Here is a 20,267-nt window from a genome sequence, read left to right on the forward strand (position 1 = left end):
CGAATGACTGTGAGTGACAACAAATCCTTTGAGCTGGCTTGCCCCTTGCCGATCGAATCAAAAAAGACCATACAGCTTGCGCATGGCGGGGGCGGGCGGCTCATGCAGGAGCTGATTCACGATGTATTCCTGCGAGCCTTTCACAATCCCATGCTGGAACCCCTACACGACGGCGCGACCTGGCCTGTGGGAAAAGGAACGCTCGCCTTCACCACAGATTCCTACGTTGTGCGTCCGCTGTTTTTCCCCGGCGGCAACATCGGAAGTTTGGCGGTAAACGGGACAATTAACGATCTGGCCATGTGCGGCGCCAAGCCGCTGTATCTGAGTGCGGGATTCATTCTGGAGGAAGGACTGCGTCTGGACGTACTGCAACGAGTCGTGAACGCGATGGCTGAAGCTGCACGAGCTGCGGGTGTGCCGATTGTCACCGGCGATACGAAGGTTGTAGATCGGGGCAAAGGTGACGAAATTTTCATCAATACAGCCGGTGTTGGTTTAGTGCAGCCCGGTGTTCGCGTGTTGCCGACGTTGATACAACCGGGTGATGCGATTCTTGTGAGCGGCGATCTTGGTTCCCATGGTGTGGCCGTGCTGAGTGTAAGGGAAGGATTGACGTTTTCCGGCAATATCGAAAGCGATTCGGCGCCGGTGCATAATATCATTGCTGATCTGATCGACAGCGGCATCGAAATCCATTGTCTGCGCGATCTCACACGCGGTGGCCTGTCTAGCGTGCTGAATGAACTGGCTGTTGCGGCGAAGGTCGGTATGGTGGTCGAAGAGCCTACAATTCCTGTTCGTGAGCCTGTGCGTGGAGTCTGCGAGCTATTAGGGCTCGATCCACTCTATGTGGCGAATGAGGGTCGCTTTGTTGCGATCATACCGGCTCCACAAGTTGATGTCGCGCTGACCGTGATGCACCGACATGAGGCAGCGCGCCTAGCTGCTCACATCGGCGTTGTGACAGACCGCGATCCTCCGATGGTGGTCCTGCGGACTGTGGTTGGCACGCATCGTGTACTCGATCTGTTATCGGGTGAGCAACTGCCGCGAATCTGTTGAGCTGTGAAGTGGGACGGGAAACTGCTCCTTATGGCCACACTAACTTCCAGTCGTCTTCTGTAGTTGTTGGTACCTTTACTGAAATCCGATCTCAAAGTTTGACACCTCCATTTCGACCGTAGCATTCCGTGACAGTATGCAGTGAGATTCAGTGGATTTTCTCTCAAGTTCGACACAGAACCGAACCGTAGACACTACGAAGACCAGCACTTTTACTATGTTCAGACTTGACAGCAATGGCTACTCGTTAGTACTCCTAGGGTTATCAGCAGTGGAAGGGTTATGCCATCACGATCTATAGTTTTGTCCATGTTGTTCACTCTGTCGCGCCGGACCTTAGAAGGTAATCGTGCACCGGTCATACTTTCTGCAGCATCGATGAACAACCATCCGTACCCACAAGGTGGTGACGAATCTTAATGTTATGATCGTGCAGGATCTGACCTTGCTCCATCAAGTTGAACTCTTCGCCGGCTTGATCGCGAAGGGCTCGGTCCTCATCAATTCGACCTTCTCGTTGGAAGAATTAGGGATCGGAGAATTCTCGAAGTCGATTTCGGCAGATCAGGCATGCCTTCTACCTGCCTCGAACATCGGAGTCAAGCACATAGAACGCCCCATCGCGACTACCCATGTTGTGTGGGCGATGGAATCCCCTAACCACCGTTAACAGGTCTCGTTCGAGGTCGGCATATGTATATCGTCATGGTGGCGACAGAATGCGCTCCGGTGGCCCAAGCCGGCGGGTTGGGTGATGTTGTGTTCGGTCTGAGCCGGGAAGTGGAACTTCGCGGTCACGCGGTGGAAATTGTTCTGCCGAAGTACGATTGCATGCGATACGACCACATCTGGGGGCTGCGCGTGACTTTGGCAGACTTATGGGTGCCGTGGTACGGCGGTGCGGTGCATTGCTCGGTGTGGTTCGGCTACGTGCATGGCCGCAAGTGCTTCTTTATCGAGCCGCACTCGCAGGACCATTTTTTCAATCGTGCTTCTTACTACGGGTTTCCGGACGAGTATATGCGGTGGGCTTTCTTCAGCAAGGCCGCCCTCGAATTCCTGTTGCGGACCAACAAACGGCCTGACGTGATTCATTGTCACGACTGGCACACGGCGCTTGTTCCGGTGCTGTTGTATGAAATTTACCAGCGCGCCGGCATGCACGATCAGCGGGTGTGTTACACCGTGCATAATTTCCGGCACCAGGGGATTGCCGGGGAGAACATCCTTTGGGCGACGGGCCTCTGCCGTCCTCAGTACTATTTCCATCCTTACCGGATGAGGGACGACTTCAACCACGCGGCAGTGAATTTGACGAAGGGCGCAATCCTGTACTCGAACTTCATCACAACCGTCTCGCCGCAGCATGCTTGGGAGGCTCGCCACACAGACCAGGGATTCGGGCTTGGGCACTCGCTGTCTGTACACCAAGGCAAATTCGGCGGCGTGCTCAATGGGGTGGATTACGAGACCTGGAATCCCGAGATCGAGAGGTTGATTCCCCATCGATACGGCGAGAACAGCTTGGAGAGAAAATACGCGAACAAGGAGGCGCTACGCGACCGATTCTGGTTGCGCAAAGACTATAAGCCGATCATCGCTTACGTGGGACGTCTAGATGCCCAAAAGGGGGTCGATCTGATCCGACATGCGTTGTTCTATTCATTGGCGAATGGCGCACAGTTTGTGCTCCTAGGCCCGAGCTCGGAACACGGGGTACACGAACATTTCTGGCAGTTGAAGCACCACTTGAACGATCACCCGGACTGTCACCTGGAAATAGGATTCAGCGAAGACCTGGCCCATCTGATCTATGCCGGCGCGGACATAGTCGTTGTGCCCAGTCTCTTCGAGCCTTGCGGGCTCACGCCGATGATTGCGCAGAAGTACGGGACTGTCCCAATCGTGCGGGCGATTGGAGGGTTGCTCAACAGCGTGGTCGATCGCGACTATAGCGACAAGCCGGCCGAGGAGCGCAACGGCTACGTTTTCCATCAGGCGGACCATGGCGGGGTCGAGTCGGCCTTACGTCGAGCCATAGGGCTGTGGTACCGCTATCCGGAAGAATTTCGCCGACTGATGGTCAATGGCATGCGCCACGACTTTTCATGGAGCCGACCGGGCATGGATTACATCAACATCTACAATCATATCCGGCACAAGTGGTGAGATCGGGCCGGCAGGAGGATACGGCCTATGACTGAACTTCAGGAATATGTCGATGGTTTGCCCAACATCTCCGGGTGGGAACAGTTGACCGAACGTGCTTTGATGGACGCTGCCGTGAGGTCGAGGTACCTTCCCGAGAGTCGACTCGACTTCAAGCGCATTAAGAGCGCCGCTGCTGTGGCGCTGCATATGCATCAGCCACTGATTCCCGCCGGCGGTGACGAGATCCGCAGCGCCGAGATCATCAGCAATCTCAAGTACATGATGGATCACCAGGGTATTGGCGATAACCATAATGCGCCCGTATTCGTCTGGTGCTACAAACGCATGGGGGAGATCATTCCGCAACTCATCCATGAAGGCAAAGAACCGCGCGTCATGCTCGAGTATTCGGGCACGCTGCTCCACGGCATGCGTCAGATGGGACTGCATGAGGTGTTCGACAACCTGAAGCGGATCACTTGTGATCCCCTCTATCGCCATGCGGTCGAATGGCTCGGATGTCCGTGGGGCCACGCGGTCGCCCCTTCGACACCGGTCCAAGATTACCGATTGCACGTCAAGGCCTGGCAACATCATTTTGCCGCCATTTTTGGTCTTGAGGCCCTGTCCCGTGTCCGTGGTTTTTCTCCGTCTGAGATGGCCTTACCCAACCATCCAGACGTCGCCTACGAATTTATCAAGATCTTGAAGGATTGCGGCTTCACCTGGCTGCTTGTTCAGGAGCACACGGTGGAGCAGCCTGCGACCGGCGCCGGACCGGAGCGCAAGCACATCCCTCATCGGCTCGTCTGCCGGAATTCTCACGGAGAGAGCGAGAGCATCGTCGTCCTCATCAAGACCCAAGGCAGCGATACCAAACTGGTCGGGCAGATGCAGCCCTATTACGAAGCCAAGGGCTTGTCCCGATGGACGATCGGCGGGGTGTCTGTTCCGCCGTTGGTGACTCAAATCGCCGACGGGGAGAACGGCGGTGTCATGATGAACGAGTTTCCTCCCAAGTACCAGGAGGTCGTACGCGAGAGTTCAGGCACGGACCGGCCTCTGATGAACGGCACCGAGTACTTGGAGCACCTCTTCGCCTCCGGAGTCACGGATGAGGCGTTGCCCCTGCTGCAGCCGCTGTTCCAGAAGCGCATTTGGGATCGTTTCGAGCCGGGCGGCGGGCCTCAGCGGTTGGCTGAAATCATCAAGAACCTGGAAAGAGAAGACCAACGCTTCCATATGGAAGGAGGTAGTTGGACCAACAACATCTCCTGGGTTCAGGGCTATGAAAGCCTGATCGGGCCGATGGAAAAAGTCAGCGCGCTCTTCTACGACAAAGTCATTAGGAAGGGTGTCCCCTCGCGCGACCCTCGCTATCGCAACGCGCTGTTCCATTTGATGGCCTCTCAGACCAGCTGTTATCGCTACTGGGGACAAGGGCTGTGGACAGACTACGGGCGTGAAATCTGTCGACGGGCGGAGCAGATCCTCTTTCACGACTTTTAGCAGGCTGCAGAAAAACTCCGTTGATGCCGACGATGCTGCGCCAGAACCTTTCTGGGACGAGTCTCTGTGAGTTGGTGTCGTGAACGGGCCATGACATCAGTCGTTGCCGTCGTGATTGTCTTTACAGCGATAGTGCTGCTCTCGGCCTGCGCTTCACCTGTCGAGGGCTTGTGGCCTCCTCCTCTGGAGTCTGAAACTAAGACCATCGCGGTATCGCTTGACACATGGCATGCGGTGATCGCCTTTCCTCGTAAAAACGGAACTGACGAATCAGCACTCGGGTCTCAACACACATATTATGAAGAGTGGGGCTATGCGGAGCGCGCCTGGTACCTGGAGGGAAAGACGGGCATGAGCGGCGTTGGGCGAGCACTGTTCTGGCCGACCGAGGGTGTCGTGGAGGTCGGACACTATGATCGGCTCTGGGCGGAACGCACGCCCCAGCCACCTTCCACGCTTTTCACTTTTCGTCTGACCGAAGAGGGCTATCAGCGCCTACATCGGCATTTGCATGCGACTCTGCTGAGGGAGGAGCCAGTGGCCTCCTTTGGACAATCTGTGTTTTATCCCGCGAAGCGTTCGTACCATCTGTTTCATACCTGTCACCAGTACGCAGCTCATGCCTTGCGAGAGGCTGGTTTGCCGCTCTCGCCATTTTGGGCCTTCAACCGAACGAGCTTCGCCTGGCAACTGCAGCGCGCCGCAAAGATTGCTGAGTCCAATGGGTGGGGTCAGGTGAGAATGAAAGGAAGTCACCGCCAATTTCATCATCCGACGAAGAAAGGGACCATGACGGTTGCGCGAAAGCCCAACGTTGACATTCCGCCCGGTACGTTAAATAGTGCGTTCAAGCAAGCTGGGCTTAAGAAGGAACGGTGAAGGGTATGCGATACCAAACTGTAGATAAACACCGGACTTTTCAGTAAACTTGGTTGCGACAAGCCGTCCGGATAATTGTCTTTTCGCCGATAGGCTGGACAGTTCGTTCGCCGAGACTTCTGCGCGAGCCGGAAGCTGCCGGTCCGTGCGGTAGTTCCTCTGTTAAGAGATATTGAAGAACATAAGAGGGGTTGCCATGAAGTTTACGATTACCATCACGCGCGACGAGGATGGAATGTACATCGCTGAGTGCCCGGCTATTCCAGGATGTGTCAGCCAAGGCAAGACGGAAGCAGAGGCACAAGCCAATGTGCAGGACGCCATCAAGCAATGTCTTGAAGTGCGTTCCGAGATGGGGATGCCGCTGACCATCCTCACTCGCCAAGTGGAAGTCATCGCATAATGCTGCCGGTTCCTCTTCTTTCCCCTTCCGACGTCATCAAGATGTTTCAGCGCCGTGGCTGGCAGATAGTTCGTCAGAAAGGCAGTCATATCATCATGACGAAACCAGGCCACATTGTCACTCTTTCGATACCAAATCACCCGGAAGTGGCACGAGGCACGTTGCGCAGTCTTATTGCAAAAGCAGGACTGACAATCGAGCAGTTCCTCGACGCCTCGAACAAGTAGGCCAGGGTTCAACGCTGCTCAAGAGAGGCATCCCATGGCAGAAGTCATAGCCATCCTGAGCCTGGTCCCGCAATCCTTGCACCTGCGTTCCAACCATCTGTGGTTCGATTACGACGACGAAGCGGATGTGCTGTATATCAGCTTGAGAAAGCCACAACGCGCGACCGACAGCGACATGGTAGGGCGCTTCATCTATCATTACGATGGAAATCAACTGGTCGGCGTCACTGTCCTGCATGCCAAATCCAGCGCGGGGGCAGAGGCCGCCTAGTGAGAGGCTATGCGGTCCGACCCGTTACTCTCTTCTTCATCCGAAATCTCTCACCTCACGCTGGACTGGAACGCGCCCAAAACTAGCGCACGCCGGTTAGCTCCGCTTTTCGGGGTAGCACTCATGGATCGACAAGCCGTTCGTTGCACTCAGCCGACTGCCTCGGAGGTGAACACGTTCTGCGAAAGATGTTATGCCGATCCATATGGGAATCATGAGAATCCATGATAAAAATCCCCACAGTCGGTCTCATTGAAACGCCGACAATTCTGGCGTTATGCTCATACCATTCGATGGTGTGTTACGGGCAGAAATCGGCACATCCGGCTCTTATGCGGATCGCCCTGAACATTGTTCGCTCGACATCGATGAATAAGGCGAAGAGGCCGACGCGCTTCGGGAACATCGATGCCCTGGTGAAGAGCGGCGGCGATATCACGATCGGGAGAGTCGGTCCGGTACCCTGCGCTGCGACCGCAGCCGATGAAAGCCAGTCGCTGGCGATGCTTGTACGCCGACCCAGGGAGTCCCTCGATGCACTCATGGATCGCCTCGACCAAGCAATCGGTAAGGCATGGGACGAGGAGGAGTACATCGACGAGATCAACGGGTAGAGAGGGGACAGTGTGGTGGGAAGGGGACGGGCCGTGACGATGAAGACCAAAATCGAACCTCAAATAATTAATCGCGGGAATGATGTTAAGCGACGGAGTTCTCAGAGATCACGGTCATGAGGTACGTGGATGAACCTCGCAATCGGGCAGTGGCGACAGCATTGGGGGAGTTCCCATGGCGTTATACAGGCCGCATGCTTCTGTGTCGCGCATCGATCCCGAGATCGAGGTGTCACCGGCGAACCAGCATCCGGCCTTAGCGCAAGCGGCGCAGGATATTCTGTAACACGGTTTTCCGTTGCTTAAGGTCTTCGCGGAATTCCTGATTCTCCGTGTCCGCTATTTCTCCGCCGAGATCAGATACGGCGCCCTGAAGCGCCCAGATCAAGATGTCCTGTTCGTTCGGCTCCAGCGATAGCTGTGTCATAAGCCTCCCCTTTCCTGCAACATTGTAACAGGCGCGTCTCTGCAACTTCCCCTGCAACTCGCTCGCAAGCTCGTTCAGGAGGCAGTCGCGATTCTCCCTCTTAACTGTTACGAGACGGCAGTCGGCCCCCCCCTTTACCTGTTTGATCAGTCCCTCGCCCTTCGGTGCAATCGTTGCGACAAGGGTTTTTGGTCCGTCTAACAACAGCCTATCATTCTCGACAGGTCGCCTGGAGAAGCACTTCATCTCACCGATTTCATCGATGAGGATCAGGGGAGCCAAGGAGTCCGGAGGTCCAACTCCTGCAGCAGACACTCGAATCCCTAGGCGTCTACGCCTTATCGGCCAACACAGTAGGGTCCAAGATGTCGCGGATGGGACAAGATCAAACGGACGGAATATCATCTGAGTGGGCGGGGAAACCTGGGTCGCCTTGAAACTGCGTCAGAACATGCATATCCCTTAGAGTTCCTCACCAAGAGAACCTATGGCTTCCCCTGTTTCCTCAGCATGCGCGCGACACGCCACGTCACCCATCCCATATACAGGAACAACATGAGGCCCAGCAGCTCGAGGAGATGAATGAGGTGCCACCCCTCGATCACTTCTACCTGCACGATAATCAACAAAACGGTTGCGACCAGAAAGACGAGTACGTGTTTGCGGGGCATTGCAAGGACCTCCTGCAGGAATGCCATGAGCCACCCCCGCCGTTCCTCCATGGTCAAATGCCCTCCTCTGCTTATGAGTCGTAATTGGTGCAGATTAGGTGCCACAGAGTTCCCGTTCCTCTGTCGGCTCCGCAGGGACAAGAAGGGTGATGCCCAGAGTGAATGGCCGGCGGGGCGATGCCTGAGACTGTCTCAGGCAGTGACAAGGCGTTTGTAGCGATTCGGGACAATGCCGTTCATCCTGCTGCCGCCTTCTGCTACGGCTTTCTGCCTGTTGAGGGGCCTGGCTTGAGATCTTGACCGACAACTCAAGCTGAATTGGAGAGATTTCCACATAACAATCGAACCGGCCAATGGCATTGGCCTTGCTGTTTTACATCAACATGAGGTGGTGATGCGGGAGGAGCCGCTATGAGGTTGGCCGACTCCATTTCGATCGTACCTATGACCAGAAAACTCTAACGGTGCGGCAATCGAGGACGTGACGTCATGACGGAACCGACCAGCTTGCACGAATTTTCACCGGGGCTCGCCGGCGTTCCTGCGGCCAAATCCTCGATCAGTTACGTGGACGGCCAGGCCGGCTTGTTGGAGTACCGCGGTATTCGCATCGCAGATATGACCGCTCACAGCACATTCCTGGAAACTTCGTTTCTCCTCTTGTTCGGTCATTTGCCCATTCCAGACGAACTCCACCGGTTTTCACAAGACATTAGTCACCACCGACGCATCAAGTACAGGATGACGGATCTCATCAAGTGTCTTCCGGAACAAGGGCATCCGATGGATGCGCTGCAGGCGGCTGTGGCAGCACTGGGCATGTATTACCCCGCCCGACAGGTCTTAGACCCAGAGGTTCAATATTGGTCGGTCGTGCGCCTGATCGCCAAGGTCCCGACTATCATTGCCGCCTATCACCGGCTCAGACGTGGAGATCACGAGGTTCATCCCCGGGACGATGTCTACCATGCGAGCAACTTTCTCTACATGCTGACGGAAAAGGTTCCCCACCCCTCATTGGCGAAAGCGCTGGACACCTGTCTCATTCTCCACGCAGAGCATACCATGAACGCCTCCACCTTCAGCGGCATGGTGACGGCCTCAACCTTGGCTGACCCGTTCAGCGTCGTCGCCTCTGCCATCGGGACGCTCAAGGGTCCTCTGCATGGAGGGGCCACGGAAGAGGTCGTGCACATGCTGGAGGAAATCGGCTCGCGCGAGCGGGTCCGGACCTATCTTGAGAAAAAGCTGGCCGCTAAGCAGAAGCTGATGGGGTTCGGCCATCGTATCTACAAGGTTAAGGATCCCAGGGCTACCATCCTTCAGAAGGTGGCCAGAGGTCTCGCCGAAGACTGTGGACCATCACCACTCTTGGATCTCGCCGAAGAGGTTGAACGAGTGGGAGAGGAACTGCTCCACGCAAAGGGTATCCACCCCAATGTCGATTTCTACTCAGGAGTGCTTTACAAGACCATGGGCATTGATCCTGACTTCTTCACCACCATATTTGCGATGGCCCGTGTTTCAGGGTGGTTGGCTCATTGGCTGGAGCAGATCAAGGACAATAAGCTCTTTCGCCCGGACCAAATTTATGACGGATCACATGGCCGAGTCTATGTCCCCATTGATCGTCGGCGGGGGGGAGCATAGTGAAGGTGCTCTCGATAACGATTGTGTCGAAAACGGTCATGTCGACCGGGCGGTTCGACGGGTTCTCGGGCGATGAGGCTCGGGATGCAGAACATGAACGATGAGGCCGACGTCCTCCAGGGGTGAGGTGCATCATGAGAATCCATATTCCCTTCCTTTGTGCATCTGTCAGCATGATGGCGCTGTTCGGTACGGCCCTGACACCAATCTCGACAGAGGCTCAATCCAAGATCCAAGGAAGCCGCGAACAACGGATTGAGATTGTCATTGAGGATCGTACCTTCTTTCTAGCCAAAGGCGGCCCCATCCAGATAGGGACGCCCATCGAGATCGTCGTGGAGAATCGTGACAATGTCCGACACGGCATTGCGTCATCGATGCTGACCGGGCTCCTCGTCTCCGGGGAAGACGATCAGATCGTGACGTATGGGAAAGGCGTGGAAGGATTCTACGTGAATCCTGGGAAGACCCTGGTGATCAGGTTCACCGCTGAAAGGCCGGGGAGCTTTTCTTTTCACTGTGATATCCATGAGCGCATGAAGGGGGAATTGTATGTGCTGGAGATCCCCACCGCATAGGAAGAAGCCACCGCGCTATGCCTTCGCAGCAGCCGGCCGTGAATGGCAGAGGAGTTCAACGCAAGCCGGCAGTTCAGGTACCCGTGGTTCTCCTTCACGGTGTGGATTGACCCCGCCTGTATAGGCCGGGGAGGGAGGCTGGTGTGGCCAGAACTATCGCGTCGAAAATCGTGCGGCGAGTCGCCACCATCGATGAGAACAAATCCGTTCTCGAGGCGGCCGAACTCATGACAGAGGAATTCATTGGTTCCGTGGTTGTCACGAATGCTTCCGGGATTCGAGGTCTGTTCACGGAGCGTGAGCTGATGATGAACGTAGTCGGTAGGGGGAAAGACCCGGAAAAGGTCAAAATCAAGGATGTGATGACCAGAAACCCGATCAGGGTCAGTCCGAACGATACAGCTAGTCGCTGCTTGGATCTGATGAAGGAACACCGCTGTCGGCATCTTTTGGTGTTCGAGGGAGACAAGTTCGTCGGCATCCTTTCACTCCGGGACCTGGTGACGCTGATGATCGATGAGAAGGAAGAGCTGATTCAGCACCTGGAACGATACATCGCTTCCTGATGGATGCTTTTCCGACGATTCCCTTGGGATGAGGACCGCATATGTTCATGATCATCCTGCATGGCGCGGGCTTACATGAAGGTACGCGCCTGCGCGGAAGCAGAGGATCACCACAAGATCGTCGGATCGACCGACCGCGATGTGTACATGGTTGCAAAAGCCGACCGGCCGTTCGATGCAACGATAGATGAAAGAGGGGATTAGCGTGGGATACCAAGGGAAGGTGGATGGCAACGACCGAGCTAGCAATGGGGAGGGAGGCGTTATGAGAGCGGCAGAACATTTTGTGAACGCGCATGATCCAAAGACATTGACTGTTCGACAAGTGATGGAAAATGACGTTTATACAGTGAGCCCGGATACCAAAGGGATCGCCATCGCGGAAACTATGACCGACCAGAACTTTGGGGCCGTGCCCGTCGTGGAAAAGGATTTCACGCTTGTCGGTCTCGTGTCCGAATTCGACCTGTTACGGGTCATGGAGGAGGGGAAAGACCTTCGTCAAACCACAGCGGAAGAGATAATGACCAGAAATGTTGTCACGGTCACCGAAGAGATGCTGGTCACGGATTTGACCCATCTGCTTCAGGAACGGCATCTCATCCGGGCTCCTGTTGTGAGGGGGAGAACCCTGGTCGGCATTGCTTCGAGACGGGATGTCGTTTTCGGCTACTTGAAGGCGACGGCCAAGTATTGGTGGCCGGGAAAGGGGGTCAGCGGGTAAGGTGTGCGATCATTGCAAGAATGTGATCTACGCGGAAGCGCTGGTGATGAAACGCCGGATCATGAATGAGGGAGGATGGCTTTCCTCCGGCCTCTAGCAGCATTGAGTTACAGGTTCGCGGGCGGGCCGGATCAAGGGCAGGGTCGGCTCGGTCACGCAGCTTCCCATCGTCACCATGCCGGATGATGATATGACACATCCCATTCCCGATCTGACCGGGTACATCACGGAGGGACAGATTGTGCTGTCCCGGGAGCTGCATCGCAAAGGCATCTTTCCTCCTATCGATGTGCTGCCCTGTCTGTCGCGGCTGATGAACCTCGGGATCGGGCCCGGCAAGACCCGCGAGGACCATCGGTCGGTGGCTGATCAACTCTATGCCTTCTATGCACATGGGCGAGACATCAGGCGGCTCGCCGCGATCGTCGGCGAGGATGGTCCGGCTTCTGAGCCGCATGCGGGCGAAGCGACAGCACGGTCACGTCTCCGGCTTCGAGCCGTTCCTTGATCTGCAGCGCCTCTTCAACGGCGAACTCATCGTATGGATTCATGACAAAGCTGAGGCCTGCCCGTTCGATGTCCGCCCCATCTTGCGTCAGAGCGAGCTTGGACTCAGTGGCCGGTACTTGTTTGATACAGACGATGAGCTTCATCTCGTTCGGCGTCATAGACCCCGATAACGCGGTCCTCTCTCAGCAGGAGCCCGCCAAGCGATGTTCTGTATGTGGTCACCCAAGATGATGTCGATGGGATCCTTGATCACGCAGGTCTTGCAGTGCACGCAGTTAACGAAGTTGATCTGAATGCGGCGGGCGGCTCCTTCGCCGACTAACTCATAGACCCTTGCCGGGCAAAAATGCGTGCAGGGCGCATCCCCGAATCGAGCGATGCAGTCTGTCAGACAACGCGCTGGATCGAGGATCCGGATGTGCGAAGGCTGATCCTCTCGATGTTGCGTGCCGGAATGATAGACATCGGTCAGCTTGTCAACCAGCACTCCGGCGTCATACTGTGCCGGCTCCTCAGCCCAACGGCCTCGAACGGCTTGGTCAAGCGGCCGCAAGTGTCTGAAATCCTCCAGGACACCTCCTGGTTTGGCCGGACCGAGTCCAGTCCACATCGTCAGTCCTCCGAGGAGAAGGCCCGGCAGGCGACCGTAGGCAAAGGCGCGCCTGAAGTTCCGCACCTGATACAAATCCTGCATGATATAGGACGAGACCAATCGGGCTTCATAGGACGAGAGCTTTGAGGCGGAGGTGTCGTTTTACAGCAGGGCGTCGAACATCGTCTCGGCCGCCAACATCCCGCTTTTCATCGCATAGTGGATGCCCTTCAGATAGGGAACATTCAGCAAACCAGCCGAGTCGCCCACGAGCAATGCGCCGTCGACGTACGGTCGAGGAACGGCAAAGTAGCCGCCCTCGGGAAGCGTCTTGGCTCCGTACGCGGTCACCTCGCCGCCCTGGATGAACCGCTGAATGAAGGGGTGCTTCTTGAGTCGCTGAAGCTGGGCGTGGGCGTCCATTTGCGGATCATCCCACTCCAGCCCGCAGACCATTCCCACCGCGAAGAGATTATTATCGAGGCCGTAGCAGAATCCTCCACCGAAGACGCGAGAGCCAAGCGGGTAGCCGACCGTATGAACCGCGAGACCCGGCGACCTTCTCGACTTCACATGAATCACCTCTTTGACACCCAGGGCGTAGGATTGCGGGTTGCGGCCCTCACGTAGCTTGAAGTGATGGATCAAATCCTCAGCCAGGGTCCCATAGGGGCCTTCGCCGAAGACCGTGATCTTGGCGTGGATGTTCGTGCCTGGTTGGTAATTGGCTTTCCTGCCGCCATCGGCATCGAGTCCCTTGTCCCCTGTTTGAACGCCGCAGACTCACGCGCCGTCGTAGAGGATCTTGACTCCACAAGTCTCGTGAAACAGGTAGACGCCGGAGGCTTCTACCTGCGCGGCAAGCCAGAGGTTCAGCTTCTGGAGGGAGCCGAGGTAGCAACGATCCTGCCGATAGGAAGGTGGAACCAGCACATTGGGCAGCCGAACATTCCCTTCGGTTGTAAGATACCGCAGGCTGTGTTGAGTCACGCGGAGCGAGAAGGGAAAACCGCGATCGCGATAATCAGGCAGCAATTCTTCCAGCGCGATCGGGTCGAAGATGGCGCCCGAAATCGCATGTGCCCCGACGTCGTACCCCTTCTCGATCAGCGCAATTTGCGGCTCAAGTCGAGGACTCGATGTGTTGCCGGCGGAGACCTGATCGTTATGGTTCGCAATGAGCTGAGTCAGGCGAAGTGCCGCCGAGAGGTTGGCCGGCCCTCCCCCTACGAAGAGGATATCCACCGCAAGGATCTGACGGTCCTCATCCATGGGCCTGCCCGCGTAATGGTCCGTCGTCCTCACCTTGAGGACCGGGCCGTCTTGCTCACCCTTCGGAGGGTGGGTGAAATGTCTCCCGGTTCTAATACCACCTCAATGAGTGACACCTCGGTCCGATCGCATGCCTGCTGCAGTGCGATCCTGAACTCCTCCGGCGTGCGTGCGCGCCTGCCCTCGGCTCCCAAGGCTCAGGCCACCGCCACATAGTCCCAGGGATGGATATCCCAAACCGCTCGTGTTCCCGCCAACGCCTCCAGACTGCGGTACCCTCCGTTGTTGAGGACCACGACCACAGCGTTCACCCCATAACGCACCAAGGTTCCGATCTCCATGCCCGTTATCTGGAATCCGCCGTCGCCGACCAGTGCAATTGGTCGACGATCGGGCGCGGCCAGCCCCGCGCCCAGAGCGGCAGGCACGCCGAACCCCATGCTGGCGTAGTAGCCCGGATTCAGGATCGTTTCGGCGTTCAACGCAACCGCGCCGAACAAACAATCGCCGGTATCGATCGTGAAGGTGTAGCGTCGATGTAGGTCCCGATAAAGTTCGGATGGTGCTCAGGAAAGACTGCCTTCCCCATGAACGAGGTGGCGACCGGGATGTTGTAACGCTCAGTGAGCCGGATGACCTGATCCCGAAGACCCAGTCTCATGATGTCGATCCCTGCCAGGATCACGGGAGTCCGGCTTCGGTTGAGGCGGTCGTCCATCTCCTGCATGGCCTCGGTCAATGCGGCCCGATCCCGATGAGGAGCGACGGGCGTCCATGCTTCGGCCTCATCGATTTCAGCCCAGGTCAGGTCGCGCGGGATTTCCAGATAGCCCGGCCGCTTTTCGCGCCGCACCGCATCGAGCACCCTGGTGATCTCGCGCGATGCGGTCTTCGGATCTTCGAGTGTCGCGCAGGCCGCGGTCATCTCCTCGTAGATGCGACGCTGTGTGTCGAACCCCTTCACCTTGTGATGGATCAACAGTTCCGGGTCTCGGCCGGCCAGGTCGGGCGCGCCGCTGATGACCAGTACCGGCGCTTTTTCCGCGTAGGCCTGCGCAATCGGATTGACCATGTTGAGCACGCCGGCCCCATAGGTGCCCATCGCCACCCCGATCCCTTTGAGGCGGGCGTAGGCGTTGGCGGCAAAACCGGCCGAAGGTTCATGCGTGGTCAGAATCGAGCGGATAGGACTGTCTGCCAGGGCTTCATAGAGCGGGAGCACGTGATCGCCTGGGATGCCGAAGACATGCGCTGTGCCAAGGTCCGACAGTCGTTGGAAGAGACAAGGAGCCAGACGCATTTCAGCCCCTTATGCTGTATCGGTCATTCGCCTACGGCCCCCTGCGCGGCGGCTCGAGGAGACCGTCCCTCGGATTACGAGGCTCGCTTCGTTTTCGTCTCCTCGGTGACGGTACGCTCCCGGAGCTTTCTGACCAACTCCTCGTGAGAGCTCTCGCGAATGATCTTCTGAAACTGGCTCCGATAGTTACTCACCAAACTTACGCCGTCTATGATGATGTCGTAGGCGGACCACCGACCATCCTTCAACAAGAGGCGGTAATCCATCGGAAGCGTCGTCTTGTCCGACCGCAACTCGGTTCTCACCTCCGCATACGACCCTTCGATCCGTTCGGTTAAGTAACTCACTTCTTGTTTTTTCCCGGTATAGTCTTCGATTCTTCCGGCGTATTTATCGGAGAGAAAACTCTTGTAGACCTCGACGAACTCATTCCGCTGAGTCCCGGTCAGCGGCTTCCAATAACTGCCCAACACTCGCTTGGACATTTCTGCATAGTCGAACCTGTCAGCGGCAATCTCTTCGAGCATCCGACGACGCTGTGCCTCTTTAGCCGGGTTTTTCAGGGAAGGGTCTTCGAGGATGCGGAGTATCTGAGTGACTGTCTCGCGCACCGCTTCCATCGGAGTTTCCATGCCCCGCGTGGAGGCGGTGACAGCAAAGCACCAAAGAAAAGCGTATGCAAAGGCCGCAAGGCACACTAAGCACCTTGCAGTTCGCCGACTCCTTCCGAGCCACTGAATCATGAGGAGAAGGATCTTCGTAACTCGTCAATCCAAGAGGAACGTCACCTTTAGATCTACACGATACAAAACAACCTTGCCGTTTTCAACCACGACATGCTGCTCCTTCACCCAAGCCGATTTGATGCCGTGGATAGACTTGGATGCCTTCGCTATTCCTTGGACGATGGCATCTTCGAAGCTCACTGATGATTCAGTGCTGATCTCGATGATTTTGGCAACAGACATAGAACTCCTCCTTTCATGTCATGCGCATACGCGCGGCTAGTGCCCCACCAATTCTTTGATCAAGATGACCGGAATCCATGATCGAGTGTTCAGCAAGGTCGACGCCAGACCGTGATCGGTCAGCAGTCCGGCACTTACGCGATATCTCAAGAGATTTCAGGGATCATGGAGAAGCTTGGGAATGAAGACGAACAGGATTGGGGAACTTTGCTACATCTCATGAAGATGGTCTGTAGCAATAATGTGCATACTCGGTCGATGAATAAATCGGCCCGACAAATGGCGTTCAGTATAGTCCTCCTTCGCTCCCGACTCAGGTCACAGACTATTTCGGAGTTACCTGGTTGAATTGGAGCACGTGGAAAGTTCCATCCAGCCGAGGAATCGCTCAATCCTGAATCGCACACACTAGTTTGTAAACCTAAATAGACATTATACGAAGTTCGGTCTTGCGGTGGTTGTGTAAGAAGCCTAGAATGGGTTCACTCTGGTAATGATACCTAAAGCCGGCAAGAAAAGGCGCCGGGCCAGGGCGCGGCTGGTTTCGCAGACTCGCTCTTCCGAGTCTGAGGGGCGCTCTGCGGCCGAACTACAACAGGACGATTTCTTCGTCGAGGCGTTCCACCTAAGCCCTCACCCGATCGGTATCACTGAACTGGAGACCGGGACCTGTCTGGAAATCAACGACGCCTGCCTCACAACATTCGGCTTTCGCCGGGACGAGGTGATCGGAACGACGACGTTGATGTTGGGGATCTGGCCTGATCCTGATGAGCGGGCTCGGCTCATCGATCGATTGAAATCTGAAGGGTCCGTCCGAAATCATGAAGTGTCGATGCGGATGAAGAGCGGTGGATTGCGGCAGTTCCTCATCTCCACGGATGTAATCACGCTCAGGGGGAAACCCTGCCTCCTGACGATCGGCAATGACATTACTGAGCGCAAGAGGGCTGAGGAGGCGTTGTGCCGGACCCATGAAGAGTTGGAACAACGCGTCCGAGAGAGGACCGCGGACCTCGATCGAACCAATGCAGCGATGCGGGATAGTGAGGAGCGATTCCGATTGTTCATCGAGCACGTACCGGCTGCGATTGCGATGTTTGACCGTCACATGTGTTATTTGGCGGCCAGTCGCCGTTGGATGGAGGATTATCGGCTCGCAGGGGATATCCTTGGCCGATCGCACTATGATGTGTTTCCCGAGATTCCATCACGATGGAAGGAGGTCCATCGTCGCGGACTAGCCGGAGAAATTCTGAGAGCACATGAAGACAGGTTTGTTCGATGGGATGGCTCAACGCAGTGGATCACCTGGGATGTTCGCCCCTGGTTCTGCGGCGGCGAAGTAGGCGGAATTGTAATTGCCACGGAAGATGTGACGGCTCGCGTGGAGGCAAAGAGCGCACTGTATGAAAGAGAGGAACGGTCCGATCAGGTCATACGCTTGGCCAATTTCGGCATTTTCGATCATGATCACCGCACCGGGAAAGTCTACTGGTCGCCGGTCATGAGGGAAATCTACGGCGTGGGACCTAATGAACCAGCCTCGCTGGAAGGATATATCCAGTTGATTCATCCGGAAGACCGCGAGGCGGTTGTCATGGCGATCAAGCAGGCCCACGATCCTTCCGGCGATGATCAGTTCTCAATGGAGCATCGCCTTTTGTATCCTGATGGTAGCGTCCGGTGGGTCAGCTTCCGTTCATGGGCGTTGTTCGATCATGATGGACCTGAGCGTCGCCCTATCCGAACATTGGGCGCGATGATCGACATCACGAAACGCAAACATGCCGAGGAGGCGCTGAAAGTCAGCGAGCGACGATTCGCCTCCTTTATGGATAATTTGCATGGCTTTGCATGGATCAAAGATGCCGAGGGACGGTATCTCTACGTCAATCGACTCTTCCAAGAATCGATACTGAAGGGATTGGACTGGAAAGAGAAGACTGCCTTCGAGTTGTGGCCGGAGGCAGTCGCCGAACAGTACGAGTTAAACGATACGCAGGTGCGGGAGAGTCGGGTGCCACTCCACACGGTGGCGCCGTTCATCCAGAATGGAGAGGTTCGGCACGCGATTGTGAGCAAATTCCCCATCGTCGATCACCAGGGAGCGCCGGTGTTGTTGGGAGGTGTCGCGGTCGACATCACCGAACGCAAGCAGGCGGAAGAGGCGCTTCATCGCAACCAGCTGGAATTGCATCAGAAGCAAGTGCAATTGGAAGAGCTGACGTCCAAGCTCCTGGCGGCACAAGAGCATGAGCGGAAGCGAATAGCCCGTGATCTGCACGACGATGTGAGCCAGCGATTGGCCGCTTTGGTCCTGGAAGTGGCGTCGTTGGAACAGCACCCTTCCGCTGTATCCGCTAAACTAGCTCGATGCCTGAGACCTCTGCGCGAACGGTTGGAACAGCTTTCTGACGATGTGCACCAGCTTGCATACCGACTTCATCCCTCGCTATTGGAACATGCCGGATTGCGTCCGGCGGTCGAAGACCATGTCCATCAGGTTTCCCGACGAACGGGCTTGCCCATTCATCTAAAACTTCTTGATGTTCCGAATGCGGTACGGCTCGATCAGGCGACCTGTCTCTTCCGCGTCATGCAGGAAAGCGTCCAGAATGTGGTGAAACATGCCCAGGCGACGACCGTGACGGTCCAGCTCCGCGGGTCGTCAAAGGGGGTCGGTCTGTCCATTATCGACAATGGGAAGGGATTTGATCCACTAGACCTGCGTGCCCATCACCGGGGCCTGGGTTTGTGCAGTATGGAGGAACGGCTTCGACAACTGCATGGATTCTTTCGAATCCAATCTCGGCCATCCCATGGCACAAAGGTCTGTGCTTGGGTGCCGTACGAGGTGGAGGCGGCATGAAACGGCCTCGAATTTTGATGGCAGATGATCACGCCATTGTCCTGGCTGGGCTTCGGAAGCTGGTGGAAGCCGAGGGCGAGGTGGTCGGTATGGTGGAGGACGGACAGTCACTGATCGAGGCTGCCCAGCGGTTACGCCCCGATATCGTGTTGCTTGACATCTCGATGCCGTTGCTCAATGGGTTAGATGCTGCACGCCAGATAAGTAAACTGGTGCCGGAGAGCAAGCTTATCTTCCTCACCATGCATGCCAGTCCCACCTATGCGACCGAAGCCTTCAAGGCCGGGGCCTCCGGGTATTTGATAAAACGGTCTGCGGCAGCGGAGCTCAAGCAAGCCATTCAGGCGGTGATGGAGGGACAACACTATATGACCCCGCTTATCACGAAAGAAGTCTTGGCAGCGACACTCCGCTCTACGGAGAGCCAACCCAGCAAGACATTGGTGCACTCCCTCACACAGCGGCAACGGGAGGTGTTACAGCTTGTTGCCGAGGGAAAAGGTACCAAGGTCATTGCTTCGATCCTGAATATTTCGGTGAAGACGGTGGAATTTCACAAGTTTCGCATTATGGGCGAGCTCGATCTCCACTCGACCGCCGAGCTGATCAAATACGCAATCGCCGAAGGCCTTGTGAGCGTGTCATCGTAGGCGGGCCCACTGCATACCACCAGAGGGATGGTCGGAGATACCTGATACAACATCATGAAACCATACAGAGACCCCACCATTCAGCGCTAGTAATCTCCCCTCGTATTTCTGGGTAGTTTCCGAGCTCACAAGATCCGTCCTGCCTCCTTAATATGAAACGTATTGATCGGACTAAATTAACAGTATCGTAGGTTCCCAAGGGTGACAGGAGCCGAGTTGCTCCCTGACATCAAATCGACTGGTGTTAGTTGTTGCCGTTTTGTCCCGAGAATAATGATGTCTATTCGGTCTCATCCTTGGGAGGTGTGCTCTGGCTTTCCACTTCGTTGCATGACGGGTTCAAACGAAAGGAGCAACCATGGATAGTA

The 20,267-nt window shown here is 56.1% G+C and carries 27 protein-coding genes; 17 read left to right on the forward strand and 10 right to left on the reverse strand.

All coding sequences use genetic code 11. The annotated features are described in order from the left end of the window. Positions 1–3 precede the first annotated feature (3 nt). From hypE to P0120_17295, 9 genes are all read left to right on the forward strand, one after another. Positions 4–1,065 (forward strand): hydrogenase expression/formation protein HypE, encoded by a 1,062-nt coding sequence (gene hypE / locus P0120_17255; protein ID MDF0676058.1) that lies wholly within the window; start codon positions 4–6, stop codon positions 1,063–1,065. A 406-nt stretch (positions 1,066–1,471) separates the two neighbouring features. Next, complete coding sequence (locus P0120_17260) at positions 1,472–1,735, forward strand: hypothetical protein (GenBank protein ID MDF0676059.1); 264 nt, start codon at positions 1,472–1,474, stop codon at positions 1,733–1,735. 23 nt (positions 1,736–1,758) lie between these two features. Continuing rightward, complete coding sequence (locus P0120_17265) at positions 1,759–3,234, forward strand: glycogen synthase (GenBank protein ID MDF0676060.1); 1,476 nt, start codon at positions 1,759–1,761, stop codon at positions 3,232–3,234. Between the two features lie 27 nt (positions 3,235–3,261). Beyond that, positions 3,262–4,725, forward strand: a complete 1,464-nt coding sequence (locus P0120_17270; GenBank protein ID MDF0676061.1) for a hypothetical protein — start codon at positions 3,262–3,264, stop codon at positions 4,723–4,725. Positions 4,726–4,815: 90 nt separating this feature from the next. Then, positions 4,816–5,604: a DUF2459 domain-containing protein gene (locus tag P0120_17275; GenBank protein ID MDF0676062.1), complete on the forward strand. Its 789-nt coding sequence runs from the start codon at positions 4,816–4,818 to the stop codon at positions 5,602–5,604. Positions 5,605–5,800: 196 nt separating this feature from the next. Then, positions 5,801–6,007, forward strand: coding sequence for a type II toxin-antitoxin system HicB family antitoxin (locus P0120_17280; GenBank protein ID MDF0676063.1), 207 nt, complete (start codon positions 5,801–5,803; stop codon positions 6,005–6,007). Next, complete coding sequence (locus P0120_17285; protein ID MDF0676064.1) at positions 6,007–6,234, forward strand: type II toxin-antitoxin system HicA family toxin; 228 nt, start codon at positions 6,007–6,009, stop codon at positions 6,232–6,234. The genes P0120_17280 and P0120_17285 overlap by 1 nt, the downstream gene beginning before the upstream one ends. Positions 6,235–6,268: 34 nt before the next feature. Next, entirely contained in the window at positions 6,269–6,505 is a 237-nt protein-coding gene (locus P0120_17290; GenBank protein ID MDF0676065.1) for a DUF2283 domain-containing protein, read from the forward strand. 224 nt (positions 6,506–6,729) lie between these two features. Beyond that, complete coding sequence (locus P0120_17295) at positions 6,730–7,119, forward strand: hypothetical protein (protein MDF0676066.1); 390 nt, start codon at positions 6,730–6,732, stop codon at positions 7,117–7,119. A gap of 256 nt (positions 7,120–7,375) precedes the next feature. Here the strand turns inward: P0120_17295 and P0120_17300 are convergent, their stop codons facing one another. Beyond that, entirely contained in the window at positions 7,376–7,546 is a 171-nt protein-coding gene (locus P0120_17300; protein ID MDF0676067.1) for a hypothetical protein, read from the reverse strand. A 485-nt stretch (positions 7,547–8,031) separates the two neighbouring features. Next, positions 8,032–8,268 carry a hypothetical protein gene (locus P0120_17305; GenBank protein MDF0676068.1) on the reverse strand — a complete coding sequence of 79 codons (237 nt, stop codon included), beginning with the start codon at positions 8,266–8,268 and terminating at the stop codon, positions 8,032–8,034. A gap of 438 nt (positions 8,269–8,706) precedes the next feature. Here P0120_17305 and P0120_17310 point away from each other — a divergent pair, with 438 nt between their 5' ends. The 6 genes from P0120_17310 to P0120_17335 all read left to right on the forward strand — a co-directional run bounded on the left by P0120_17310 (position 8,707) and on the right by P0120_17335 (position 12,243). Then, positions 8,707–9,867, forward strand: coding sequence for a citrate synthase (locus P0120_17310; GenBank protein ID MDF0676069.1), 1,161 nt, complete (start codon positions 8,707–8,709; stop codon positions 9,865–9,867). Positions 9,868–10,001: 134 nt separating this feature from the next. Further along, positions 10,002–10,445, forward strand: coding sequence for a cupredoxin domain-containing protein (locus P0120_17315; GenBank protein MDF0676070.1), 444 nt, complete (start codon positions 10,002–10,004; stop codon positions 10,443–10,445). A 143-nt stretch (positions 10,446–10,588) separates the two neighbouring features. Then, complete coding sequence (locus tag P0120_17320; protein ID MDF0676071.1) at positions 10,589–11,011, forward strand: CBS domain-containing protein; 423 nt, start codon at positions 10,589–10,591, stop codon at positions 11,009–11,011. Between the two features lie 60 nt (positions 11,012–11,071). After that, positions 11,072–11,215, forward strand: a complete 144-nt coding sequence (locus tag P0120_17325) for a hypothetical protein (protein MDF0676072.1) — start codon at positions 11,072–11,074, stop codon at positions 11,213–11,215. 61 nt (positions 11,216–11,276) lie between these two features. Beyond that, positions 11,277–11,735, forward strand: a complete 459-nt coding sequence (locus P0120_17330; GenBank protein ID MDF0676073.1) for a CBS domain-containing protein — start codon at positions 11,277–11,279, stop codon at positions 11,733–11,735. 175 nt (positions 11,736–11,910) lie between these two features. Then, a complete protein-coding gene (locus tag P0120_17335; GenBank protein ID MDF0676074.1) occupies positions 11,911–12,243 on the forward strand; it encodes a hypothetical protein in 333 nt (110 codons plus the stop codon). On the opposite strand, the gene P0120_17340 is transcribed toward P0120_17335, so the two are convergent. The 8 genes from P0120_17340 to P0120_17375 form a co-directional block, all read right to left on the reverse strand. Then, positions 12,140–12,388, reverse strand: a complete 249-nt coding sequence (locus tag P0120_17340) for a hypothetical protein (GenBank protein MDF0676075.1) — start codon at positions 12,386–12,388, stop codon at positions 12,140–12,142. The genes P0120_17335 and P0120_17340 overlap by 104 nt on opposite strands. A gap of 11 nt (positions 12,389–12,399) precedes the next feature. Continuing rightward, complete coding sequence (locus tag P0120_17345; protein ID MDF0676076.1) at positions 12,400–12,957, reverse strand: 4Fe-4S dicluster domain-containing protein; 558 nt, start codon at positions 12,955–12,957, stop codon at positions 12,400–12,402. Between the two features lie 42 nt (positions 12,958–12,999). Next, the gene (locus tag P0120_17350; GenBank protein MDF0676077.1) at positions 13,000–13,410 is read right to left on the reverse strand and encodes an NAD(P)/FAD-dependent oxidoreductase; all 411 of its coding nucleotides are present in this window, start codon (positions 13,408–13,410) and stop codon (positions 13,000–13,002) included. A 210-nt stretch (positions 13,411–13,620) separates the two neighbouring features. Next, positions 13,621–14,109 (reverse strand): hypothetical protein, encoded by a 489-nt coding sequence (locus tag P0120_17355; protein MDF0676078.1) that lies wholly within the window; start codon positions 14,107–14,109, stop codon positions 13,621–13,623. A 197-nt stretch (positions 14,110–14,306) separates the two neighbouring features. Then, positions 14,307–14,591 carry a thiamine pyrophosphate-dependent enzyme gene (locus tag P0120_17360; protein MDF0676079.1) on the reverse strand — a complete coding sequence of 95 codons (285 nt, stop codon included), beginning with the start codon at positions 14,589–14,591 and terminating at the stop codon, positions 14,307–14,309. After that, on the reverse strand, positions 14,588–15,409 hold the full coding sequence (locus P0120_17365) for a thiamine pyrophosphate-binding protein (protein ID MDF0676080.1): 822 nt from the start codon (positions 15,407–15,409) through the stop codon (positions 14,588–14,590). The genes P0120_17360 and P0120_17365 overlap by 4 nt, the downstream gene beginning before the upstream one ends. A 74-nt stretch (positions 15,410–15,483) precedes the next feature. Next, entirely contained in the window at positions 15,484–16,041 is a 558-nt protein-coding gene (locus P0120_17370) for an ABC transporter substrate-binding protein (GenBank protein MDF0676081.1), read from the reverse strand. Between the two features lie 135 nt (positions 16,042–16,176). After that, the gene (locus P0120_17375) at positions 16,177–16,377 is read right to left on the reverse strand and encodes a dodecin family protein (GenBank protein MDF0676082.1); all 201 of its coding nucleotides are present in this window, start codon (positions 16,375–16,377) and stop codon (positions 16,177–16,179) included. Between the two features lie 493 nt (positions 16,378–16,870). Here P0120_17375 and P0120_17380 point away from each other — a divergent pair, with 493 nt between their 5' ends. Beyond that, complete coding sequence (locus P0120_17380; GenBank protein MDF0676083.1) at positions 16,871–19,249, forward strand: PAS domain S-box protein; 2,379 nt, start codon at positions 16,871–16,873, stop codon at positions 19,247–19,249. After that, entirely contained in the window at positions 19,246–19,899 is a 654-nt protein-coding gene (locus P0120_17385) for a response regulator transcription factor (protein MDF0676084.1), read from the forward strand. Before P0120_17380 ends, P0120_17385 begins: the two co-directional genes overlap by 4 nt. Positions 19,900–20,267: the final 368 nt, after the last annotated feature.

The sequence above is a fragment of the Nitrospira sp. genome (assembly GCA_029194675.1).
Classification (GTDB): domain Bacteria; phylum Nitrospirota; class Nitrospiria; order Nitrospirales; family Nitrospiraceae; genus Nitrospira_D.